General features: G+C 41.7%; 19 protein-coding genes and 2 pseudogenes. 11 read left to right on the top strand and 10 right to left on the bottom strand.

Annotation, left to right across the window (positions count from 1 at the left end):
* Positions 1 to 54: 54 nt before the first annotated feature.
* Complete coding sequence (locus VL20_RS23560; protein ID WP_052277997.1) at positions 55 to 666, bottom strand: Uma2 family endonuclease; 612 nt, start codon at positions 664 to 666, stop codon at positions 55 to 57.
* 368 nt (positions 667 to 1,034) lie between these two features.
* Here VL20_RS23560 and VL20_RS23555 point away from each other — a divergent pair, with 368 nt between their 5' ends.
* Entirely contained in the window at positions 1,035 to 1,241 is a 207-nt protein-coding gene (locus VL20_RS23555; RefSeq protein WP_002740011.1) for a UPF0223 family protein, read from the top strand.
* Between the two features lie 78 nt (positions 1,242 to 1,319).
* Here the strand turns inward: VL20_RS23555 and VL20_RS23550 are convergent.
* The 4 genes and pseudogenes from VL20_RS23550 to VL20_RS23535 all read right to left on the bottom strand — a co-directional run.
* Positions 1,320 to 1,775, bottom strand: a pseudogene (locus VL20_RS23550) (pentapeptide repeat-containing protein); the annotation flags it as partial.
* A 77-nt stretch (positions 1,776 to 1,852) separates the two neighbouring features.
* Positions 1,853 to 3,181 (bottom strand): hypothetical protein, encoded by a 1,329-nt coding sequence (locus VL20_RS23545; protein WP_052275264.1) that lies wholly within the window; start codon positions 3,179 to 3,181, stop codon positions 1,853 to 1,855.
* Positions 3,182 to 3,270: 89 nt separating this feature from the next.
* A pseudogene (locus tag VL20_RS23540) lies at positions 3,271 to 4,977 on the bottom strand (pentapeptide repeat-containing protein); the annotation flags it as partial.
* 41 nt (positions 4,978 to 5,018) lie between these two features.
* Positions 5,019 to 5,537, bottom strand: a complete 519-nt coding sequence (locus VL20_RS23535) for a hypothetical protein (RefSeq protein ID WP_052277995.1) — start codon at positions 5,535 to 5,537, stop codon at positions 5,019 to 5,021.
* Positions 5,538 to 6,073: 536 nt separating this feature from the next.
* Between VL20_RS23535 and VL20_RS23530 the strand changes: the two genes are divergently transcribed.
* The 9 genes from VL20_RS23530 to VL20_RS33245 all read left to right on the top strand — a co-directional run bounded on the left by VL20_RS23530 (position 6,074) and on the right by VL20_RS33245 (position 11,914).
* Positions 6,074 to 6,310, top strand: a complete 237-nt coding sequence (locus VL20_RS23530) for a hypothetical protein (protein ID WP_043998271.1) — start codon at positions 6,074 to 6,076, stop codon at positions 6,308 to 6,310.
* A gap of 66 nt (positions 6,311 to 6,376) precedes the next feature.
* Positions 6,377 to 6,811, top strand: a complete 435-nt coding sequence (locus VL20_RS23525; protein ID WP_052278560.1) for a retropepsin-like aspartic protease — start codon at positions 6,377 to 6,379, stop codon at positions 6,809 to 6,811.
* A 42-nt stretch (positions 6,812 to 6,853) separates the two neighbouring features.
* The gene (locus VL20_RS23520; protein WP_002757320.1) at positions 6,854 to 7,174 is read left to right on the top strand and encodes a hypothetical protein; all 321 of its coding nucleotides are present in this window, start codon (positions 6,854 to 6,856) and stop codon (positions 7,172 to 7,174) included.
* A 136-nt stretch (positions 7,175 to 7,310) separates the two neighbouring features.
* Complete coding sequence (locus tag VL20_RS23515; protein ID WP_052277994.1) at positions 7,311 to 7,751, top strand: hypothetical protein; 441 nt, start codon at positions 7,311 to 7,313, stop codon at positions 7,749 to 7,751.
* The gene (locus tag VL20_RS23510; RefSeq protein WP_052277993.1) at positions 7,751 to 8,341 is read left to right on the top strand and encodes an RES family NAD+ phosphorylase; all 591 of its coding nucleotides are present in this window, start codon (positions 7,751 to 7,753) and stop codon (positions 8,339 to 8,341) included. The genes VL20_RS23515 and VL20_RS23510 overlap by 1 nt, the downstream gene beginning before the upstream one ends.
* Positions 8,342 to 8,872: 531 nt before the next feature.
* A complete protein-coding gene (locus VL20_RS23505) occupies positions 8,873 to 9,439 on the top strand; it encodes a nicotinate-nucleotide adenylyltransferase (RefSeq protein ID WP_002757316.1) in 567 nt (188 codons plus the stop codon).
* Positions 9,436 to 10,164, top strand: a complete 729-nt coding sequence (locus tag VL20_RS23500) for an NUDIX hydrolase (RefSeq protein ID WP_052277992.1) — start codon at positions 9,436 to 9,438, stop codon at positions 10,162 to 10,164. Before VL20_RS23505 ends, VL20_RS23500 begins: the two co-directional genes overlap by 4 nt.
* A 12-nt stretch (positions 10,165 to 10,176) precedes the next feature.
* Entirely contained in the window at positions 10,177 to 11,835 is a 1,659-nt protein-coding gene (locus VL20_RS23495) for an NAD+ synthase (protein WP_052277991.1), read from the top strand.
* A complete protein-coding gene (locus VL20_RS33245) occupies positions 11,792 to 11,914 on the top strand; it encodes a hypothetical protein (protein WP_284525903.1) in 123 nt (40 codons plus the stop codon). Before VL20_RS23495 ends, VL20_RS33245 begins: the two co-directional genes overlap by 44 nt.
* 75 nt (positions 11,915 to 11,989) lie before the next feature.
* Here the strand turns inward: VL20_RS33245 and ygfZ are convergent, their stop codons facing one another.
* From ygfZ to gap, 3 genes are all read right to left on the bottom strand, one after another.
* Complete coding sequence (gene ygfZ, locus VL20_RS23490; protein ID WP_052277990.1) at positions 11,990 to 13,003, bottom strand: CAF17-like 4Fe-4S cluster assembly/insertion protein YgfZ; 1,014 nt, start codon at positions 13,001 to 13,003, stop codon at positions 11,990 to 11,992.
* On the bottom strand, positions 13,000 to 13,368 hold the full coding sequence (locus tag VL20_RS23485; RefSeq protein ID WP_052277989.1) for a hypothetical protein: 369 nt from the start codon (positions 13,366 to 13,368) through the stop codon (positions 13,000 to 13,002). Before VL20_RS23485 ends, ygfZ begins: the two co-directional genes overlap by 4 nt.
* 522 nt (positions 13,369 to 13,890) lie before the next feature.
* A complete protein-coding gene (gene gap, locus VL20_RS23480) occupies positions 13,891 to 14,925 on the bottom strand; it encodes a type I glyceraldehyde-3-phosphate dehydrogenase (protein WP_052277988.1) in 1,035 nt (344 codons plus the stop codon).
* Positions 14,926 to 15,635: 710 nt separating this feature from the next.
* Here gap and VL20_RS23475 point away from each other — a divergent pair.
* Complete coding sequence (locus VL20_RS23475) at positions 15,636 to 18,056, top strand: phosphoketolase family protein (RefSeq protein ID WP_052277987.1); 2,421 nt, start codon at positions 15,636 to 15,638, stop codon at positions 18,054 to 18,056.
* A gap of 705 nt (positions 18,057 to 18,761) precedes the next feature.
* Here the strand turns inward: VL20_RS23475 and VL20_RS30235 are convergent.
* Entirely contained in the window at positions 18,762 to 18,974 is a 213-nt protein-coding gene (locus VL20_RS30235) for a hypothetical protein (protein WP_052275239.1), read from the bottom strand.
* Positions 18,949 to 19,782 (bottom strand): transposase, encoded by an 834-nt coding sequence (locus tag VL20_RS33240; RefSeq protein WP_284525807.1) that lies wholly within the window; start codon positions 19,780 to 19,782, stop codon positions 18,949 to 18,951. The genes VL20_RS30235 and VL20_RS33240 overlap by 26 nt, the downstream gene beginning before the upstream one ends.
* Between the last annotated feature and the right edge of the window lie 94 nt (positions 19,783 to 19,876).

Here is a 19,876-nt window from a genome sequence, read left to right as displayed (position 1 = left end):
GCGATCGCTTTTTATGCAAACAAAATAGAAAGGGTATTAATCGGATTAAGCGATTTATGAGGCTGCCGCAAAACTAACGCGACGATAAATTTCTAGCAAGGGAAGTTCAACATTTAAACTCTCCAGAGGGATTATTTGACTAAGTTGATCGTAGGTTTGTAGTTGCCAGCGATCGCTCTGTGCGAGTCTGAAATATTGCTCAATGTAGGGTTCAGTTTGACTAACGAGCAGATATTCACAAAAACTTGACAGGGAACGATATTTTCTAAATTTATCACCTCGATCATAGGCCTCTGTGGCGGGGGAAAGCACCTCTACAATAAATAAAGGATTAAGAATTTCGTCTTTGCGATCGCCGTTAAATTCCGGTTCATGGTTAACAACCATGAGATCGGTATAGGTTCCACAATGATATTCAGGAATCCACAACCGCAGATCGCTGTTATACAGACGAAAATCCCTATCTCTCAATAAAAATCCCAAAAAAACCGAGATATTGATCGCGATTGCGCTGTGGGTTGCGGTTCCTCCAGGCATAAGAATCATTTCTCCATGGCAATATTCATAACGTTCCTGAGAAGTTTCAGCGATCGCCCGATATGCTTCCAAAGTGACAGGGGTTTTGGTGACTGTCGCAATAGTTGGTTTTTCTTGAGCGATAATCATGTTTGTCTTTCTCCGATATTCTAAGTGGCTGGTTATAATTAAATTAATAATGGATTTTAGGTTCGATCCCCCCTGCCCCCCTTGATAAGGGGGGTGCCGATAGGCGGGGGGATCCCCCTTAATAAGGGGGCATCTGATAATTTTTAACGCCTACCCACTTATTAATTAATTTTATGGTTATTTTTTAGGGATTGTGGGGAAGCGATCGCTTTTTATCAAAATAGAATTAGAACGGCGATCGCAGTTTTTCTGAGGTGAGAGAGAAAAATTTTTTAAGAGCAAACTATCGTTAATTTGATTGTATGTACTATAATTGAGTCGTTAAATTTAACCAAAATACTATACTGTCCTCATCGAGGTTATTGTTGATGAAATCAGAGTATGATCTCGCTAATATGAAAAGTCGTCCTAATCCTTTTGCTCAACAACTCAAGCGGCAGGTCACTTTACCTTTAAGGATTGATGTCATTGATTTCTTTGAAAAAAAAGCAAAAGAAAAAGGAATTTCTTATCAGGAATTAATTGATTTATATCTTCAGGATTGTGTGACAAACGACCGAGAAATTTCTTTTTAGCGATCGCTTTTTATCAAAACAGAATAGAAACAGCGATCGCCTTGTGAGCATCAGTTAATAAAACAATAAAATTCGGGGTCAGGTATTCAGGTTTGCTAATTGTTCCTGAATATTAGCTTGAGTAGAGAGTTTTTCGGATTTTTCCCATAGAGCGTTAAAGATACTTTTATCTGTCTCGACAACTCTTGTTTGATAGGAAATATAACCTGATTCTGTTTGACCATTCATAGTTCTTCTCGCTGTAAAAGAATTTCTGGGAACAGATAAGTTTTCGCTAATCAATAGGTTGGTATCATCCCAAGGATAGCCTTCAACATCTTTGGCTTTTTCCTGACAAATACAAGCGACTTCTATGCCAGAGTTAAGTTGTTCCTGAATCACTTGTAAATGCTTTGGAGTCGGAACTTCAGGAAGAATAAAGACTCGTTGAATAGAAATCCCCCTTTTGATTAGTTCTTTGTTAACTTCCCAGAATTTTTGACCAAGGGGATTATCCCACCAGATGGAATCTGTCATGGAGTGAACAGCCAAGATTCAGCAATTCCAAATTCAGAATGTAGCAAGGAATACAGAATACAAAACGCTTTTGCCCTGTAGCTCCCCATCCAAAATCAAGAAGAATTAACGCGAGTAACAGGGATGGCCTCATCGAGCATAAAGTCTAAAAGGTGGTGCCAGCCTTCAAACAGCAGATACTTGGTTAAGCAAAGAACATCGTTAAAAAAGCCTCTGCGAGTCCCCCTTTGCATCCGAGCCCGTTGATAGCGTTCATCGACTAGATGCAGAACAGTATGAAATAAGAAAGCCAGGAGATTGAGGGTCAACAGAAAAGAGGACAAATGTTGCTGACCATGTCCAAAATTATGCTCCAAATGATAGCCCCGAGTTTTGAGCACATTGTGATTCTCATTTTCGGTTCGCCAACGGCTCCGTCCAGCAGCGCAGACCAGAATGACCCGTTGGGGAGTCAGGTCGTGGTTAGTAATCCAGCTATTGCGATAGAGAAGTTGACCATCCGACTCGCGCTTAACGGTCACCTCACACCAATTGACCAGTAAGGCGGGTTGTTGTTCGCGCAGGGGGACTTGATTGAGATAACGATAGTCCCAAATTTCAAAGTATCGCCCATTCCAACGTCGCTGTTGAGTGGTTTTGACTTCTTGATTAGCCTCCAGGAAAGAAACCCACTCATAGAGAGTCGGATGGGAGGACGGTAAACAGACAAAGATAAAGTTGAAATGGTGTTCCAAACAATATTCAGCCATCGGTTGGCGACTATAGAGGTCGTCGCCTAAGAGGGTGATGGGCTGGCCTTCAAACCAGGACGCATGGCTCGCTATCCAGCGTTTTGCCGCGTTTTGCTCACAGTCTTGTTTCTCACTGCCATCTTGAGGAGTGATAAATTCTGGTGGCAAGGAAATGACCGATTTTTGGTCAGGAGAGACAATTACAGGCAAAATAGCTTGATGGTGATAAGTTACCTTCCCCTGTTTCGAGGTGCGGGTTGAGCAACAAGGACAACTAATTTTCTCTGAATCATAGTACTGAGTCCCATCTAGGGCGACGAGTAAGTTGCCATCCAAGGCTGTAAACAGCCTCAAATAGCCTTGTTCTCTCAGACCTTGATAAATCCATTTGAACGGTGAAAAAAGAGGCTTTGCGGCTATTCTATCGAGAATATTCTTTATCTGTTCTATGGTCGGGATATTAACCAGACCAAACAGACTTTGAGCATTATCTCGTCCACAACGACTATTCAATTGACGCTGATATTCTAGAAAGGATTCATTTTGCATAAAGAAGCTAGCAAATGCCCCCAAGACCGCGTCTTTTAGACTGTAGCGAGTAGCATTGCTAGCACTGCGCGGGTCAACCATGCCAGCGATAGCCCTGTGGAAGTAGCTCAGCATCCCTATAAAACTCAAATCTTGGACTTCCATTCCTGCAAAACCCAATGGGCAACTCGTTCACTCTATTTTGAGGGACAGAAGCGAAATCAATTCTGTATCCTACACTACCGTTTGAATTTGGAATTGCTGGCCAAGATTCGAGATTGACTTTGAGGATCAATGTGTTTGAGTAGTTGACCAACCTTTTCTAAACGGGATTCGCCGCTAATTTCAATGTTAATTTCAGGCATAATTGTGTTAGTCAAAATTGTGCCATCAAGGAGGGTTAGATTATTTTCATCTAATTTAACATCGGTCAAGTTAGCTCCCGTTAAATTAGCTTTGCTCAAATTGGCTCTTGTTAAATCAGCTTTGCTCAAATTGGCATGACTTAAATCGGCTCCTGTTAAATCAGCATTAGTTAAATTAACCTCCAAAAGATTAGCCTTACTGAAGTTACATCCCATCAATTTTGCATCGGAAAGATTGGCCTCACCATCCATTAAATTGACTTGGCTGAAATTCAGTCCCCGAAAATCTCGTTCGCCAATTTTGTGCAAATATGTCAATTCTTCCGTGCTATGAATATCGGGGTGATATTCATCGGGTGCATAAACGGCAATCATCGCTTTGACGTAGGCGAAAAAATAAGCCTTGAGAATATTTTCATGGGTGTAGATGGTAATCACTTCTTTACCATCATACTCAACCACCGCCTTGACAGTTACTTCTCCTTGTTGACCCGGTGTCAAGTTGGCTAAATAGATAGATTTAAGGGTATGTTTAACCTCAACTAAATGAGCTAGAGCCTCATTAAAAGCAGTAAAAAGTGCATCTACTGAACTTTTTTTAAAGGCCGATTCAGTGTAACGCTCTTGGGTTTTTGTATTGCATAAGATAACTGTCGCAGAAGTTAAATTGTTATTGGCACAGAGAATTTCAAAGTTCTCAATTTTCCAGCCTTGAAAAAGGAAAAGATTATCTTCAAAGAATAAGTTTTGTTGAGGCTCGTTTTCTAAAAGCTGATTGAGTTTTACTTTTTCATTTTCCATTGCCGCTTTACCGAGATTTTTGAGAGTTCTTTCGATAGAAGCTGGCGAGGTATCTTCCCCTAAAAACTGTAAGAATAAGGAAGGAGAACCCACAAAAGGATATCCACTGGCAATGAATTCTCGATCTGCGATGGTGATAATACCTGCTAGGCTATACTTTCTGGCAATCTCAACTTGAATTGCCGTTTTTAAATTAACGTTGGGATATTTTTCTAGGTCAATTTCTTTCAAGTTAACTTGACCGACGTTAATTTTACTCAGAAGTTCAATGATCAAACGATTGGCATATTCTTGAGATTTCAGATTTTTGATATTATGCCAAATTTTGATTAATCCCATTTCTCCAAAGTAAGGATTAATTTTTCCCTCTAAAACAAGTCCCATAACCCTAGTAGCTTCACTGTTAAGAGTCGTCTGATTTCGTAATAAAAACTCTTCAATCAGAGCAGCGTCAATTAAGACTTTTGGAGCTTGAGAATTGTTATCTTTTGATGGGAATACCTCTAAGTTATCCAGAAAAAAATCAATATTTATACTAGGATGATTAGTCACTTTATGCAAACTAAGCTTGATTTCGTACTGCACAAAATCATCAGATTCGTTTTCGAGATTATTTCTCAAATCCCAAAGTTTTTTAATCACTTGAGGCTCAGGATATTCCCCTAATTTCCTTATGATTTCAGCACGGATATCGCTATCCTGTTCATTGTCTAGTTGAGCTAACAAATCATTAATAATGTCAGCACGGGGAGTGACCGATGTTGGTATCTCGCACAATAACTCTGTGTTTTCCATTTTTAAATCAATCTCCTTGATTGGTGGTCTTCTCATCCGCACTAATTGTGTCTGACAGTAAAAGACTGCTCTAATTGAGAATTTTCAGCGTAGCGTGTTGGCAAAACTCTCACTAATTCATCGTCATTAATGTCAACAAGATAGCCCTTTTTAAAGAGAATCCTTCTTAGGGAAGTAATTCCCAGACGATCACTGTCATCTAACTCAAGGTAATCCTTAAGATGGGATCCTAGATTTTTGTTGAAATCTGCGTTTAGATTTTTGCCGCTGCTATGATTGAACATTTCAGCGAGGTCATCCGCAGAAAAAAGACCTGTAGCCGCCAGATAGAAAATAATTTTGTATTTTTCAGATAGGGGTTCGATTTCTGCCAACAAAGCTTCTAGCTTGGGTATATCCAAACCACAGTTTCTTGCCTGCTTTTGGGCATCACACAGTGACAGGAGCATTTTGTATTTTTCAGATGGGGGTTCGATTTCTGCCAACAAAGCTTGTAGCTTGGAAATATACAAACCACAGTTGCTTGCTTGCCTTTCGGCATCGGATAGGTTTTGGGGCATTGACGAGAGCGTCTTCATGGCTGTATTTTCGAGCTAGTTAGCATATTTTGAAATGGAGTACCAACAATTATTGTTTAATGATAGCAACAATTGTTGGTTAAACATTGCAACAATTGTTGGTTGACATCTTGTCTCTATTTCCAAAGCAAGCACCCAGTTGGGAAACCAACCCCTACCAAATTTGGGGTTTTGCAATAACCAATAATTATTGGTTGATTTCTCTTTTGTCTCATGTAATCCTAGTAGCAAAATAACTTTTTGGTTGTTATTGCAATCCCCTCTAAGCAAGTATCGGTGACTACAAATATAGATATGTTGATTACCTTAAGATCGAAAATCCTCCCAACTACTGTCGATTAGTCACATCTTTCTCAACATTTCAACCCTTTGTAGCACAGGGCTTTCAAGACTCGGTTAACAATCTGGAGTGTCTGTACCGTTATATGCAGGACGGTTGCCAGAAGCAATTCATCCGATGACTATTGCGAATCTATGAATCTATAAAGATCCTGATCAAATCAACTGCCACCTTAGCCATGAAGACACTTAGCCACAAAACAGAAGATTTGAGTATAGCCGATGTCTCATCCTATTACCCCGATCAATGGGTGGTCGTAGAGATCACTGGTCGCGACAAATATGGCTGGCCAGAGAAAGGTAAGGTTATTGGGTATTCAGACGATAAAAGTAAGCTGATACAAGAGACTAAACATTTGAAGGGAGACTTATATTTGTTTTATACAGGTCTTGTTGACGGAAGTAAAGTTGCTTAAAGTTGATAATGAGTCTTGGCTATCAACGCTACAGCTTTTATCCTTACTCCATCATCCTTAATCTACATGGCCGTCATTGTCGTTGAACATACATTTGAGGGAGACCACAATCTTGAGAGATTGTCTATGTGGGTGATTCCAGTCACTGTTGAGTTTAACGACAACCGAAGAACGGTTAATGTCCTACTAGATACGGGGTCACAGGTGACTGTCTTTCATCCAGATTTATTAGACTTTCTAGATTTACCGACATCTCAATCATCTGCTCGGGGAAGTGGTGTAACGGGTAGTTCTTGGTATAGGACTGCTAGGCTTGATAGACTGGAAATAGGTTCTATTTTGTTTAGTGAAACAGAAGTTTTTTTTGGCTCTCTTCCGGGAGTATTCTCAAAATACTATATTGATGGGATTTTAGGAGGGGACATTCTCAAAGAATTAAAGGTAATCATTGATTATCCTCAAAAAACTCTTAAACTAGAAAAGCTATTTATTTCGCTTTAACGTGGGTTCCTCTATTATTCATCAAGATTTAGGAAAGATTAAGTGTCTGATAATCTCCAGCCAACTCAAAAACTCAAAATTGTTTCCTTAGAACCTAAAATTGTTGTTGTACAACGAGATGATCTGAGTCGAAATACTGAAAAATCTGGCGAAAGTGAAGATGAGTCCGTGATTTTAGCTCCACTCTTCATCGATCCTGAGCAGGCAATTGATGACTTAAGCCAGTTGATTGATAAAGTTCATGATGAGTTTAATAATGCTTGCAAAAAACGGAATCTCGAATGGGAGGCTGAATTAGAGTTAGGAATGGAGTTTGGAGTCAAATTTACAGCAAAACTTAAAATATCACCGAAAAAAGAATGAACCGCAATTGTGCCTTTGTAGATAACGCCCACCTGTGGGCAATGCCCACCATCTGTTATTATGAGGGGTAGATAGGGTCTTCCTAAAAACTAATCAAGGATTTAAAATACGTTCGCGGTGGTAGGGTTGCTTAAAAATGTTAGAATCTATACAAAAAACACAATCTCCTTTAGCTTTAGCCCCTGCGTTGGCAGCTGCCATTAAACGAGGCGAAGAAGCGAAGAAGCGCTTCCTATCTAAGCAAGGCGGAACCTTAACCAGCGCCGAGGTTTGTCGTGTTTTAGCCTGTAGTTCTTTGGAGTTAGAAACTATGAGGCTCAATCATCAGGTCTTAGGTTTATCTGTCAACGAGGAATTAGTTTATCCCGCTTGGCAATTTATTGATGGCAAAGTTTTGTCAGGTTTAGACCAAGTGTTAGCCGTCCTAAAAGAAGACGGTGCTTGGACACAAATGCTCTTTCTGCTCACGGGTGATATTCGTTTAGAGGGAGCAACCCCGCTAGAAAAACTCCAAAAGGGAGAAATCGAGCCAGTGGTTTTGGCCGCTAAGTGTTACGGGAGTCATAGCGCGGCGTAATGGGTTTGCCTCCTTTTCCCCTCCCACCAGACGATTTTAGTCAGCGTCAATTGCCCGTCATTGAAACCCCAGGCCCCTGGCTAAGATTAAATAAAACCGGACACCTTTCTAGTCTTCATTTTGACCGCAGTGGTAGCGGTCGTTTCGATGGACCCAATCAGGGCTATGGGCTTCTCTATGTGGGTGATGAGTACAGTACCTTTATTGAATGTTTTGGCCGAACATTTGACGGAGCCGTAACCGTTACAGCCCTAAGAAATAGAAATCTTTTTAGAATTAGAAGTGATCGCACTTTACTGTTGGCCGACTTAACGGGGCCGGCCCTTGTTCGTATAGGAATAGATGCCCGCATTTCTTCCGGTGATTATGAATATTGTCGGACTTGGGGGCAGGCAATTTGGGAACATCCCCAAGGAGTAGATGGGATTAGATACCGTTCTCGTCATGATGATAGTGTCTATTCCGTTGGGCTTTTTGATCGGGTTAGAAACCATTTGCAAGAAGACAACTTAGGTAATTTATACGATGATAATTCATCCTGTTTAGGTGAAATTTTGGAGCATTATGATTATGCTCTTATTCAAGAATAAGTATCTTTTTGCAATAGGTGCATCTCATTTTTGTCAATCTACCAATTGGGATTTTTACGGGGAAACTCTCTTTTAAAATCGGGCATTACTTCCGATTTTATCACTCAATCCAAGCCTTTGGGGGGTTCTACCCCCCAAACCCCCCGTTGGGGGCGTGGCGCCGCCCCCAAACCCCCCGCGCATTAGCTTTTCGGTGGGATGCTTACACGCGATTGTTCATATTTTTGTACCAATTTAAGAGTCACTGATAAGTGCTGATTGTCGGTATTTCTGCAAATGTGAGATGCACCCTTTGCAATTAGACGCAATCTCCCCTATTCAGAACGGCCAAGTGTTAGGGAATTTTCTGTTAAGTTAATAGCAGCCCACTCGTCGCAAAACTTCACTGATCACTGATTACTGATCACTGATTACTGATCACTGATCCTCTTGCCCTATTTTGGTAAAATCAACTATAATGGGGAGAAGTTAATCTTTGCCAAGCTTGAGCAGAGTTAAACTAATCCCTCAGTGAGCAAGCAATTGAACCCTATGCTTAAAATTGCCCTTTTTGGAACCAGTGCCGATCCTCCTACTGCCGGTCATCAAGCCATACTAAAATGGTTATCGGAACAGTACGATATCGTTGCAGTTTGGGCCGCCGATAATCCCTTTAAAAATCATCAAACCAGTCTCGAACATCGTCTGAGGATGTTAAATTTGCTCATCCGGGATATTCAACCCCCAAGGGATAATATACAACTGCGACGAGAATTAAGCGATCGACGGAGCTTAATTAGTGTGGAAAAAGCGCAAACAATTTGGGGAGAACAGGAGGAATATACCCTAGTCATTGGTTCCGATTTAGCTGGACAAATTAGGCACTGGTATCGCAGCCAAGAATTACTAGAAAAAGTCAAAATTCTCGTGATTCCCCGTCCCGGTTATCCTATTAATCAAGATGATATTGAACAACTGCAAACATTAGGGGGTGATTGTCTAATTGCTGATGTATTTGCTCCGGCTGTATCCTCAACAGATTATCGAGAAAAAGGCGATAAACAGGCTGTTCCTGCACCGATTAAAGATTATATCGAAGGTCAAAAACTTTACGCATGAAACCGCAAAATACCCTAGATAATAAATCTCTAGCTGATTTTAAAGTGGGAGTTGATAACGTGATCTTTTCCGTTGATACCCAATTAAATCGGCTGCTGGTGCTTCTGATTAAAAGACGGGAAGAACCCTTTAGTAATTACTGGAGTTTACCCGGGACTTTAGTGAGAAATGGGGAATCACTGGAAACGGCAGCCTATCGAATTTTAGCCGAGAAAATTAGTGTCAATAATCTTTATCTGGAACAGTTATATACTTTTGGCAGTCCAGAGGGAGATTCCCCAGCAGCAGCCGAGAGTTTTGGGAAACGTTATCTATCGGTGAGTTACTTCGCTTTAGTGCGGTTTGAAGAAGCAAAATTAATCACTGAACGGGATTATAATATCACTTGGTATATGATTGATAAAGTGCCAGATTTAGCCTTTAATCACGGTCAAATTTTGGAATATGGCTGGCGAAGATTACGCAATAAAGTAGAGTATAGTCCCGTCGCTTTTGAGGTTTTACCAGAATTATTTACTTTAAATGATCTTTATCAATTTTATGAGACAATTTTAGGTAAAAATTTTAGTGATTATTCTAACTTCAGAAATCGGCTATTGAAATTAGGATTTCTCAAGGATATGGGTTTAAAAGTCTCTCGTGGTGCTGGTCGTCCCGCTAGTTTATATCGCTTTGATGAAAAAGCTTTTGCTCCCTTTAAAGAGCAACCGTTAGTTTTTGTTTAAATAGGAAAAAATATGAGAATTGCTATCGCTCAATTAAATCCCATTGTTGGAGATATCGAAGGAAATGCCCAAAGAATTTTAGAGGCTGCTCAAACGGCATTTAATCAGGGAGCAGAATTACTTTTAACCCCAGAATTATCCCTCTGTGGTTATCCTCCCAGAGACTTATTATTAAATCTGGGTTTTGTGGAGAAAATGTCTCAACAATTGCAATTATTGTCCCAACAATTACCAGAAAAGTTAGCTGTCTTAGTCGGTTTTGTCGAAAAAAATCCCTCGGCAACGGTCAGAGGGGAAAAGCCGTTATTTAATAGCATAGCTTTGTTGAAAAGTCAAGAGATTAAACAAATTTTTACTAAACGTTTATTGCCTACCTACGATGTTTTTGATGAGGATCGTTACTTTGCTTCTGGGAAAGAAAGTCAATATTTTCAAATAACAGAAAATAATGTAAAAATCGGTGTAACTATCTGTGAAGATGTTTGGAATGATGAACAATTTTGGGGTCAGCGTCAATACGCAGTTAATCCCATCGCCGATTTAGCTAATTTGGGAGTGGATTTAATCGTTAATCTTTCCGCTTCTCCCTACAGTGTCGGTAAGCAAAAATTGCGAGAATCTTTATTATCCCATAGTGCCACTAGATATAATTTACCGATAGTTTATGTCAATCAAGTGGGAGGTAATGATGATTTAATTTTTGATGGTGACAGTGTTGCTTTTAACCGACAAGGAGAAGTGATTTATCGCGCTCAGGCATTTACTTCTAGCCTAGAATTGATCGAGTTTAATCAAGATTTGTTACCCGCAGTTATTCATCCTTTACCTGTCGATGAAGATGAGGAAATTTATCAAGCTTTAGTCTTAGGAGTGCGAGATTATGTGCAGAAATGCGGTTTTAAACGGGTAATTTTTGGCTTGAGTGGTGGCATTGATTCCAGTTTAGTTGCCGCTATTGCCAGCGACGCATTAGGTAAAGAAAATGTTCTCGCTGTGATGATGCCTTCTCCCTATAGTTCCGACCATTCGATTAGCGATGCAGTGGCTTTAGTTAATAATTTAGGTATCAAAAGTGAGAAGTTAGCAATTAAAGAAATTATGAACGCTTATGATCAACTTTTAGATGGTCTTTTTGCGGGGACTGATTTCGGTATTGCTGAAGAAAATCTTCAGTCACGCATTCGCGGTAATTTATTGATGGCTCTCTCTAATAAATTCGGACATTTACTATTATCCACTGGCAATAAATCAGAAATGGCGGTGGGATATTGCACCCTTTACGGTGATATGAATGGTGGTTTAGCAGTGATTGCTGATGTGCCGAAAACCCGCGTTTATTCCCTCTGTCGCTGGTTAAATCGGCACGGGGAAATTATTCCCCTTAATGTGATTAATAAAGCTCCTAGTGCTGAATTAAAACCCAATCAGAAGGATCAAGATTCTTTACCTCCCTACGAGATTTTAGATGCTATTTTAGCACTATTAATCGATCGCCATCAATCTGCCGAACAAATTATCGCCGCCGGTTTTGAGGCTGAAATTGTGCAGAAAGTGATTAAATTAGTTAAAAATGCCGAATTTAAGCGCAAACAAGCTCCCCCGGTCCTAAAAATTAGCGATCGCGCTTTTGGCACTGGTTGGCGAATGCCTATCGCTAGTCGCTGGGGTTAGGGGGGTTTTTCAGTTATCAGTTATCAGTTATCAGTTATCAGTTATTAGTTATCAGTTATCAGTTATCAGTTATCACTAACCCAGGCGGGCGTTGGGTTTCATACTTCAACCCAACCTACGTTCTGTTTACTGATTACTGATTACTGATTACTGTTCACTGAAAGGGGTATTCGTGAGAGAGGAAGGGTAAAGAGATTAATTCTCCTGTTGCCTCGCCGATTTGCACTTTTAAACCTTCTCCTCCCGCTTTTGTTTTCACATAACCCAAGCCAAAATCCTCCAGCACACTGGTGAGTAAACCGACTTTTTGGGCTTCTAAAATAATCGGGGTATTGCTGGGGACGGGTTGGCTGAGTTTTATACCCCAAAGTCTTTGTTTTACGCCTTTATAGGTGTTAAGACGGGCGATAGTTTCTTGACCAATATAACAACCCTTATCAAATACAATCGCTCGCCATAAACCGGCCTCTAAAGGGTTATAGTCTTCGGTTAATTCTCGATCGACTGCCGGTCGGCCTTGATGGATTCTCAGGTATTCCCACACCTGCTCATCGGCGGGAGTAACGCCATTTTTAATTAAATTTTCCCAGAGGGGACCGGCTTCGGCGGCGGCAACGATTAAAGTATATCCGGGTAGGTCTAAGCCGGTACCGACGGCCAGTCTCAGGGCGGGTTCAGAAAGGAGATAATGACTATGCTGCACCCCCGTTAAAATCTGCTCTGGAATGGCGATTTTTTGCAGGTATTGCCCGCTTTCAGTACCGATTAGGGTGACAATGGCAAAATTATCGGTTAAGTCGCTAATTTCCACCTTATCGAAGGGGAAAATATAGCGATCGATCAATTCCAGTAAAAATTGACGACGTTGGGGAGAAACGAGGATGAGGAGGGAATCATCGCCGGCGTAAACTGTGACAAAATCGAGGGTACGACCGGTAGAGTTAAGGAAAATTGTCTCACAACCCTGACCCGGTTTCAGGCGATCGATAGCGTTACTGGTTTGATTGTGGAGAAAACGCAGTCGATCCTGGCCTTTTAATTCTAATAAACCCCAATGGGAGCGATCGATTAAAATTGTTGGCGATGCTAAACTTTGGGGATCATTGTGGTAATCTTTGAGAAAATTAGCGGCATACTCTGCCTTGATCGTTTCTAAATCTGCTTTCATTGGGGTAAATTAGCGAATAATTGCTTAATAATGCGCTCGGTTTTCGTTTCCAAACTCTGCCAATCTAGTTCACCGGTGGGATCGAGGAGACTGGTATCGATGGTGACGGTCTCTCCTTCATCGGTGGGATAATCGAGAAAACAGACTTGAAAACAAAGTTCCCAAATATTTACAGTAACGGAGCGATCGAGATAAGTCAAACAGAGCAGATAACTGGGATAGGGATCTTGAATTTCTGTATAAGTTCCTTTCCAGAGGGAATTTTCTAACTGTTTACGCAGATTATCCAGCACCCGAATAAATGCCGGTTGCATTAATAATTGTGCCTGTTCCCAAGCGGTAATATCTTTAAATTTTGGATTCATCTTATCAGTTATCAGTGATCAGTTATCAGTTATCAGATTTGAGGATTAAGTGGGGGGATACCCCTGCCACCCTTGATAAGGGGGGATCTGGCAATTTTTAACACCCACCTACTTATTAAGTGAGCAATATTAAATAGGGTTTACTGAAAAAGTACGGGCGAAGCATTCGGATAGAAAATCTACGGTTTCACCGATAGGTTATTGCCCGAATGCTTCGCCCCTACAGGACGCAATCGCCGCTCAAGATGCCCGGTTTTGAAGCGCGATTCTCTCAAAATCTTGCACCTGTGGGAGCGAGAAAAGCCACAAAACCCTTGCCTTGCCTACATTTCACATTTATTCAGCAAACCCTAAATAGACAAAGACATACATTTCAGCCCTAGAACTATTTTGTTTAACTCTTGGAGATGTCTAATGGCATTAACAGTGCTGTCTTTTCACTGTTTACTGTTTACTGGTTACTGTTCACTGTTCACTGTTTACTGATAACTGGTTACTGATAACTGATAACTGATAACTGATTTAGGCTGTTACTAGGGTTGCTTCCTTAGCTGCCATCATTTTCATCAGGTCTAACATCCGGCAGGAGTAACCCCATTCGTTATCGTACCAAGAGACGACCTTAAAGAAATTGGCATTAAGTTGAATGCCAGCTTTAGCATCAAAGATACTGGAATGGGGGTCGGTGATAAAGTCACTCGATACCACTTCCTCATCGGTATAACCGAGGATACCTTTCATCGGTCCTTCGCTGGCGGCTTTCATAGCGGCGCAGATTTCCTCGTAACTGGTGGCTTTTTCGGTTTTAAAGGTTAAATCCACCGCCGAAACGTTGGGAGTTGGCACACGGAAGGCCATACCGGTTAATTTGCCTTTTAGGGAAGGAATAACTAGGGTTACTGCTTTGGCTGCTCCCGTGGAGGAGGGGATAATATTTTGACCAGCGCCGCGACCACCGCGCCAATCTTTTTTCGATGGACCATCAACGGTGGGTTGAGTGGCGGTCATCGAGTGTACCGTGGTCATTAATCCTTCCGCTAGTCCGAAGTTATCGTTAATAACTTTGGTGATCGGGGCTAAACAATTGGTGGTACAACTAGCGTTAGAGACGATCAGATCCTTAGCGGGATCGTACTCATTGTCGTTAACGCCCAGTACAATAGTACGAATTTTGTCCGGATCTTTGGTGGGTGCGGAGATAACCACTCGTTTGGCCCCTGCTTCTAGGTGTTTTCCGGCCCCTTCTGCGGTGGTAAATAAACCGGTGGACTCAACCACATAATCGGCCCCGGTTGCACCCCAGGGCAGTTGAGCAGGGTCTTTAATCGAGTAACAGGGGATAAACTTACCATCCACGACGATGCCATCTTCTTTCGCTTCTACCGTACCCTGAAAACGTCCGTGGGTGGAGTCGTATTTGAGCAGATAGGCAATATTATCGGGGGGGACGAGATCATTGATACCAACAAACTCGAAATCAGGATTTTGGATACCCGCCCTAAAAACGAGGCGACCGATACGACCAAATCCGTTGATAGCGACTCTTACTTTTGTCATGAAAAAAACTCCTTTGCAGCTGCGATAAGCTTAGGCACGATCAAGAAAAAATAATTTGAGAATTGATTGGCCTTTAGAGAATCACTATATATGCTAATCAGCTTTTGTTGATCGCTAGATGAAGTATAGAAAGATTTTAAGTTTCAGTGCTTCAAAAGCTCTCCTGCAAAAATCAAAAATCTTTCGTTAGGTGAGAAGACAGGAGACTCCGAGACAGGAGACTCCGAGACAGGAGACTCCGAGACAGGAGACAAAAGATAACTATAATATCCATAAAATCTAAGATTATGTCAAATTTATCCGATTTTTTTAGATATTTTGACCTGATAGCGGCTCTAAAACTTACTTTTGCAGGAGGTCTAAAGATAAAAAATAATAAATTTGCTATCCTAGTAGTCCTCACCACCGGCATCGAGAAGGCCTAATTAGGCTCTTCCCGACAAAAAAGTTCTCAGAGAATTTATTGCTCTATAAGTTAAGAAGACATTAATTTTCCTTTAAAAGCCATTTAAAAACCCCGCCCGACTGACATAAATTACCCAAGCAGGATCGGCAAAATATAGCTTATTTTAATAGTTTTTTGCGCCCCAAAAGGTTAGACTCTTGATTACAGTTTGAAAACTGACCGAGGGTTAACCCTCTCGATAATCTGGAGAAATTGTCTATCAACTCTCTTAATCTCATCGTTCATAGATATTGGAGAAATATTCATGGTATCCGCACCAGAAAGACCCTTAACAGAGCAAAATCCCCTTTCTCAAGACGAACTCTACAAAACCCATGCCTATTGGCGCGCTTGTAACTATTTAGCTGTAGGTATGATTTATCTGCGCGATAATCCCCTGCTCAAGGAACATCTTAAACCCGAACACGTTAAGTATCGCTTACTTGGTCACTGGGGAGCAAGTCCGGCCTTAAGTTTTACCTACGTTCACCTCAACCGTTTAATCAAAAAATACGACCTCGATGTGATTTTTATGGCCGGTCCCGGCCATGGAGCGCCGGGGGTACTCGGTCCGGTTTATCTAGAAGGAACCTATTCGGAAATTTACCCCGATAAAAGTGAAGACGAGGAAGGATTACAAAAATTCTTTAAACAATTTTCTTTTCCCGGTCACATCGGTAGTCACGTCACCCCCGAAACCCCCGGTTCTATCCATGAGGGCGGCGAACTGGGTTATAGTGTTTCCCATGCCTACGGTTCTGTTTTTGACAATCCCGACCTAATTACGGCCGTGGTGGTGGGTGATGGGGAAGCAGAAACCGGTCCCCTTGCTACCGCATGGCACTCGAATAAATTCCTTAACCCGATTCGCGATGGTGCGGTACTGCCAATTTTAAACTTAAACGGTTATAAAATCGCTAATCCCACCATTCTCTCCCGTATTTCGACCCACGAGTTAGAAAGTCTCTTTGTTGGTTACGGTTACACTCCCTACATCGTCGAATGTAAGGAAGATGAAGACCTGCTGCACTGCCATCAAAAAATGGCCGCCACCCTAGAACACTGTATCAATCAGATTCGCTCCTATCAACAGGAAGCTCGCAGCACGGGAGTAGCTAAACGTTACCCCTGGCCAATGATTATCCTCCGGTCTCCCAAGGGTTGGACCGGTCCGAAAAATGTTGATGGTCATAAAGTAGAAGGATTCTGGCGCGCTCACCAAGTCCCCATGGGTGGGATGCACGAAAACCCCGACCACTTGAGAAAATTAGAGGAGTGGATGAAAAGCTATAACCCGGAGGAATTATTTGACTATACCACGGGTCAATTTAAGCCGGAATTTAAAGAACTCGCTCCTATTGGTCATCGTCGCATGAGTGCTAATCCGCACGCTAATGGCGGATTGCTGCGTAAAGATCTAAAAATGCCCGATTTTCGTCAATATGCCGTAGATGTCACCCACCCGGGCCAAGTGGAAGCGGAAAATACGGGAGTGATGGGGGTATTTTTGCGGGATGTAATGCGAAATAATATGACTAATTTTCGCGTTTTTGGTCCCGATGAAACTGCTTCTAATCGTTTAGCGGCTCTCTATGAAGTGACTAAAAAAGCTTGGTTAGCTGATACCTATCCCGAGGATTTAGATGGTAGCCAATTATCTCCCGATGGTCGTGTGATGGAGATGCTGAGTGAACATACTTTAGTCGGTTGGTTAGAGGGTTATTTATTATCCGGCCGTCACGGTTTATTTCACTCCTACGAGGCTTTTGCTCATGTTATCGATTCCATGTTCAACCAACACGCTAAATGGCTCGATATCTGCAAAAATCATGTACCTTGGCGTGCTTCTGTTTCCTCTTGGAATCTGTTATTATCCTCGGTGGTTTGGCGGCAGGATCACAATGGTTTTAGTCACCAAGACCCCGGTTTTATCGATTTAGTAACCAATAAAAGTGCCGACGTGGTGCGGGTTTATCTTCCCCCCGATGGTAACTGTTTATTAAGTGTGGCTAACCACTGTCTCAAGAGCAAGGATTACACTAATATTATCGTTGCTGATAAACAGAAACACCTGCAATACTTGACTATTGAAGAAGCAATTAAACACTGCACTAAAGGTATCGGTATTTGGGATTGGGCCAGTAACGATGATGACGGAACAAATCCCGATGAACCAGATGTAATTATGGCTTGCTGTGGGGATATTATCACTAAAGAATCTTTAGCGGCCACGGCAATTCTGCGGGAGGAATTCCCTTACTTAAAAGTTCGCTTTATCAATGTGGTTGATCTGTTTAAATTACAGTCGGAAAGTGAACACCCCCATGGTTTATCGGAACGGGATTTTGATAGTTTATTTACCCCTGATAAGCCAATTATCTTTAATTTCCACGGTTATCCTTGGCTGATTCATAAACTTACCTACCGTCGCAGTAATCAAGAACGTATTCATGTGCGCGGTTACAAAGAAGAGGGGAATATTAATACTCCCCTAGAATTGGCGATTCGTAACCAAGTTGATCGTTTTCATTTAGTAATTGATGTCATTGATCGCGTGCCGAAATTAGGTTCTGCTGCTGGTCATGTGAAGGAACGGATGAAAAATGCTATTATCGAAAATCTCGATTATGCTTTTACCAATGGTATCGATAAGGACGAGATTACTAACTGGAAATGGCCCTATTAATTAGGCTAGAAAGTGGTTTAGGTGATGATAATTTATTAGTTTATTGATAAATTTCATCTTCCTATTCCACCTAAAAAATATTCTTGATTTTCTACAGGGTGAGAGCATCTCAAAAGCTATTGACAATTGGCCAATGTTGAAAAGGGTTAATTAGGGTTTGCTGAATAAATTTGAAATGTAGGCAAAGTAAAGGTTTTGGGGCTTTTCTCGCGAAACAGGTGCAAGATTTTGAGAGAATCTTCGTTCAAAACCTTGCGTCTTCATCGGCCCGCGTCCTGTAGGGGCGAAGCATTCGGACAATAACCTATCGGTGAAAAGGTAGATTTTCTATCCGAATGCTTCGCCCGTACTTATTCAGCAAACCCTAATTAGATTTAATTTACTAAGAAAATTAAAATCATCAATATTGCGAGTTACAATTGTTAAATTATAAACGAAAGCTGTTCCCGCAATAATGGCATCTTCTAAGGACATCTTTCTGATTTATTTTAAAGTTACTGCTCTGACTGACGGACACATTTTTCAATACAAAGACAAGTACTGTTATGTGAAAGCCTCAAACTCCTGAATAAAAGAAAAGGTAATTTTGCCATAATAATCCTGACGAGCTTTGCGAGAAGCAAAACAGGGAAAAGGGTCAACAGAAAATAAGTGGTCAAGTCGCAAGAAGGGACGCGCCTTATGAACAACTCCCGCCAGCCAACGTCAACCAATTTTCAAATAACTCAAACCACGCCGAAAATGAGCATCAACCTGACGGCGAGAGCCAGATTGTTGAACCGCCATGCCAGTTAAAGTAGCAAAGAGAATAGAAATGGCAACAATGAGATAGAGACGTTCTAAACAAGCAGCAGAGCGAACACGAGAATGTTCCCAGTCAAAAACGCCCGATTTACTGCCCTTGAAAGAGATGTTCAATGGGAAAACGAAGACCATACTGCCAGAAGGTGTCAAGGGTAGGAGGTTCATCGCTCAGAATTGCCCAATTATCCTTAACCCCTGGAACAGAGGCTAAAGCAAGATGAGCAGTGATTCTAGCCTCCTGCCAGACTTGAACGTTGCGATCAAAGCAGGCTTGCCGTTTGGGAGGATAGAGTTCTCTGACCTCATAGCCAAAACCCCGACGGCGAACACCGTAAATGAGGGTATCGCAAGGTAAGCGAAGACACCAATGCCAAGTATTTTTCCTGAGCCATTGAATTAATTGCTGATTGGCAAAGCCTCGGTCGGCTAACAGCATGACATTCTCAAAGCCCTGAAGATAGCCTTTGGCTCTGTCCAACAAGGGTTCGTATTTCTCAAAAGCTAGGCTGGCACTACCATGTTCTAATCCCATCCACATCAAGGGGACGGCTCTCCCCCCGCAGACCACCGCTAGATAGACAAAGCAGTATTGATTCCACAACAGAGTGGTATCTATTGCTAGATACAGTCTTTCCCCCTTCTCCTTCCAAGTCTCGATGGCTTTCAATATTAAGGGGATGTATATCTTTTCCACCGCTACTCTTCCATTCTGGCAAAAGCGATTCCACCGTCTCTGATAACTATTGGCTTGTTCGGCTCTGCTTTGTACAAAGGGTTCCCATCTGGCTTGATTGAGACTTTGACTACTGAGTAGGGCTGTCACCATCCAACTGAGGACGGTTAAATGTCTTTTATCCACAAATCGGCTTCCTTGTTCTAGATAGGAATAAACTTGGGAGAAGATTCTGTTCTCGGTTTTCATCTTGTAGGGATTCTTGCTTTTTCCCTATCTACCCAGATATTTTTCTTTTTGGCAACCCTTGTCTTGTCAGGTTTTGACCCACTTGTGTCCGTCA

This window comes from Microcystis panniformis FACHB-1757, from assembly GCF_001264245.1.
GTDB lineage: Bacteria > Cyanobacteriota > Cyanobacteriia > Cyanobacteriales > Microcystaceae > Microcystis > Microcystis panniformis.
Note: the sequence above shows the minus strand (reverse complement) of the source record. Positions and strands in the feature narration are given on the sequence as shown.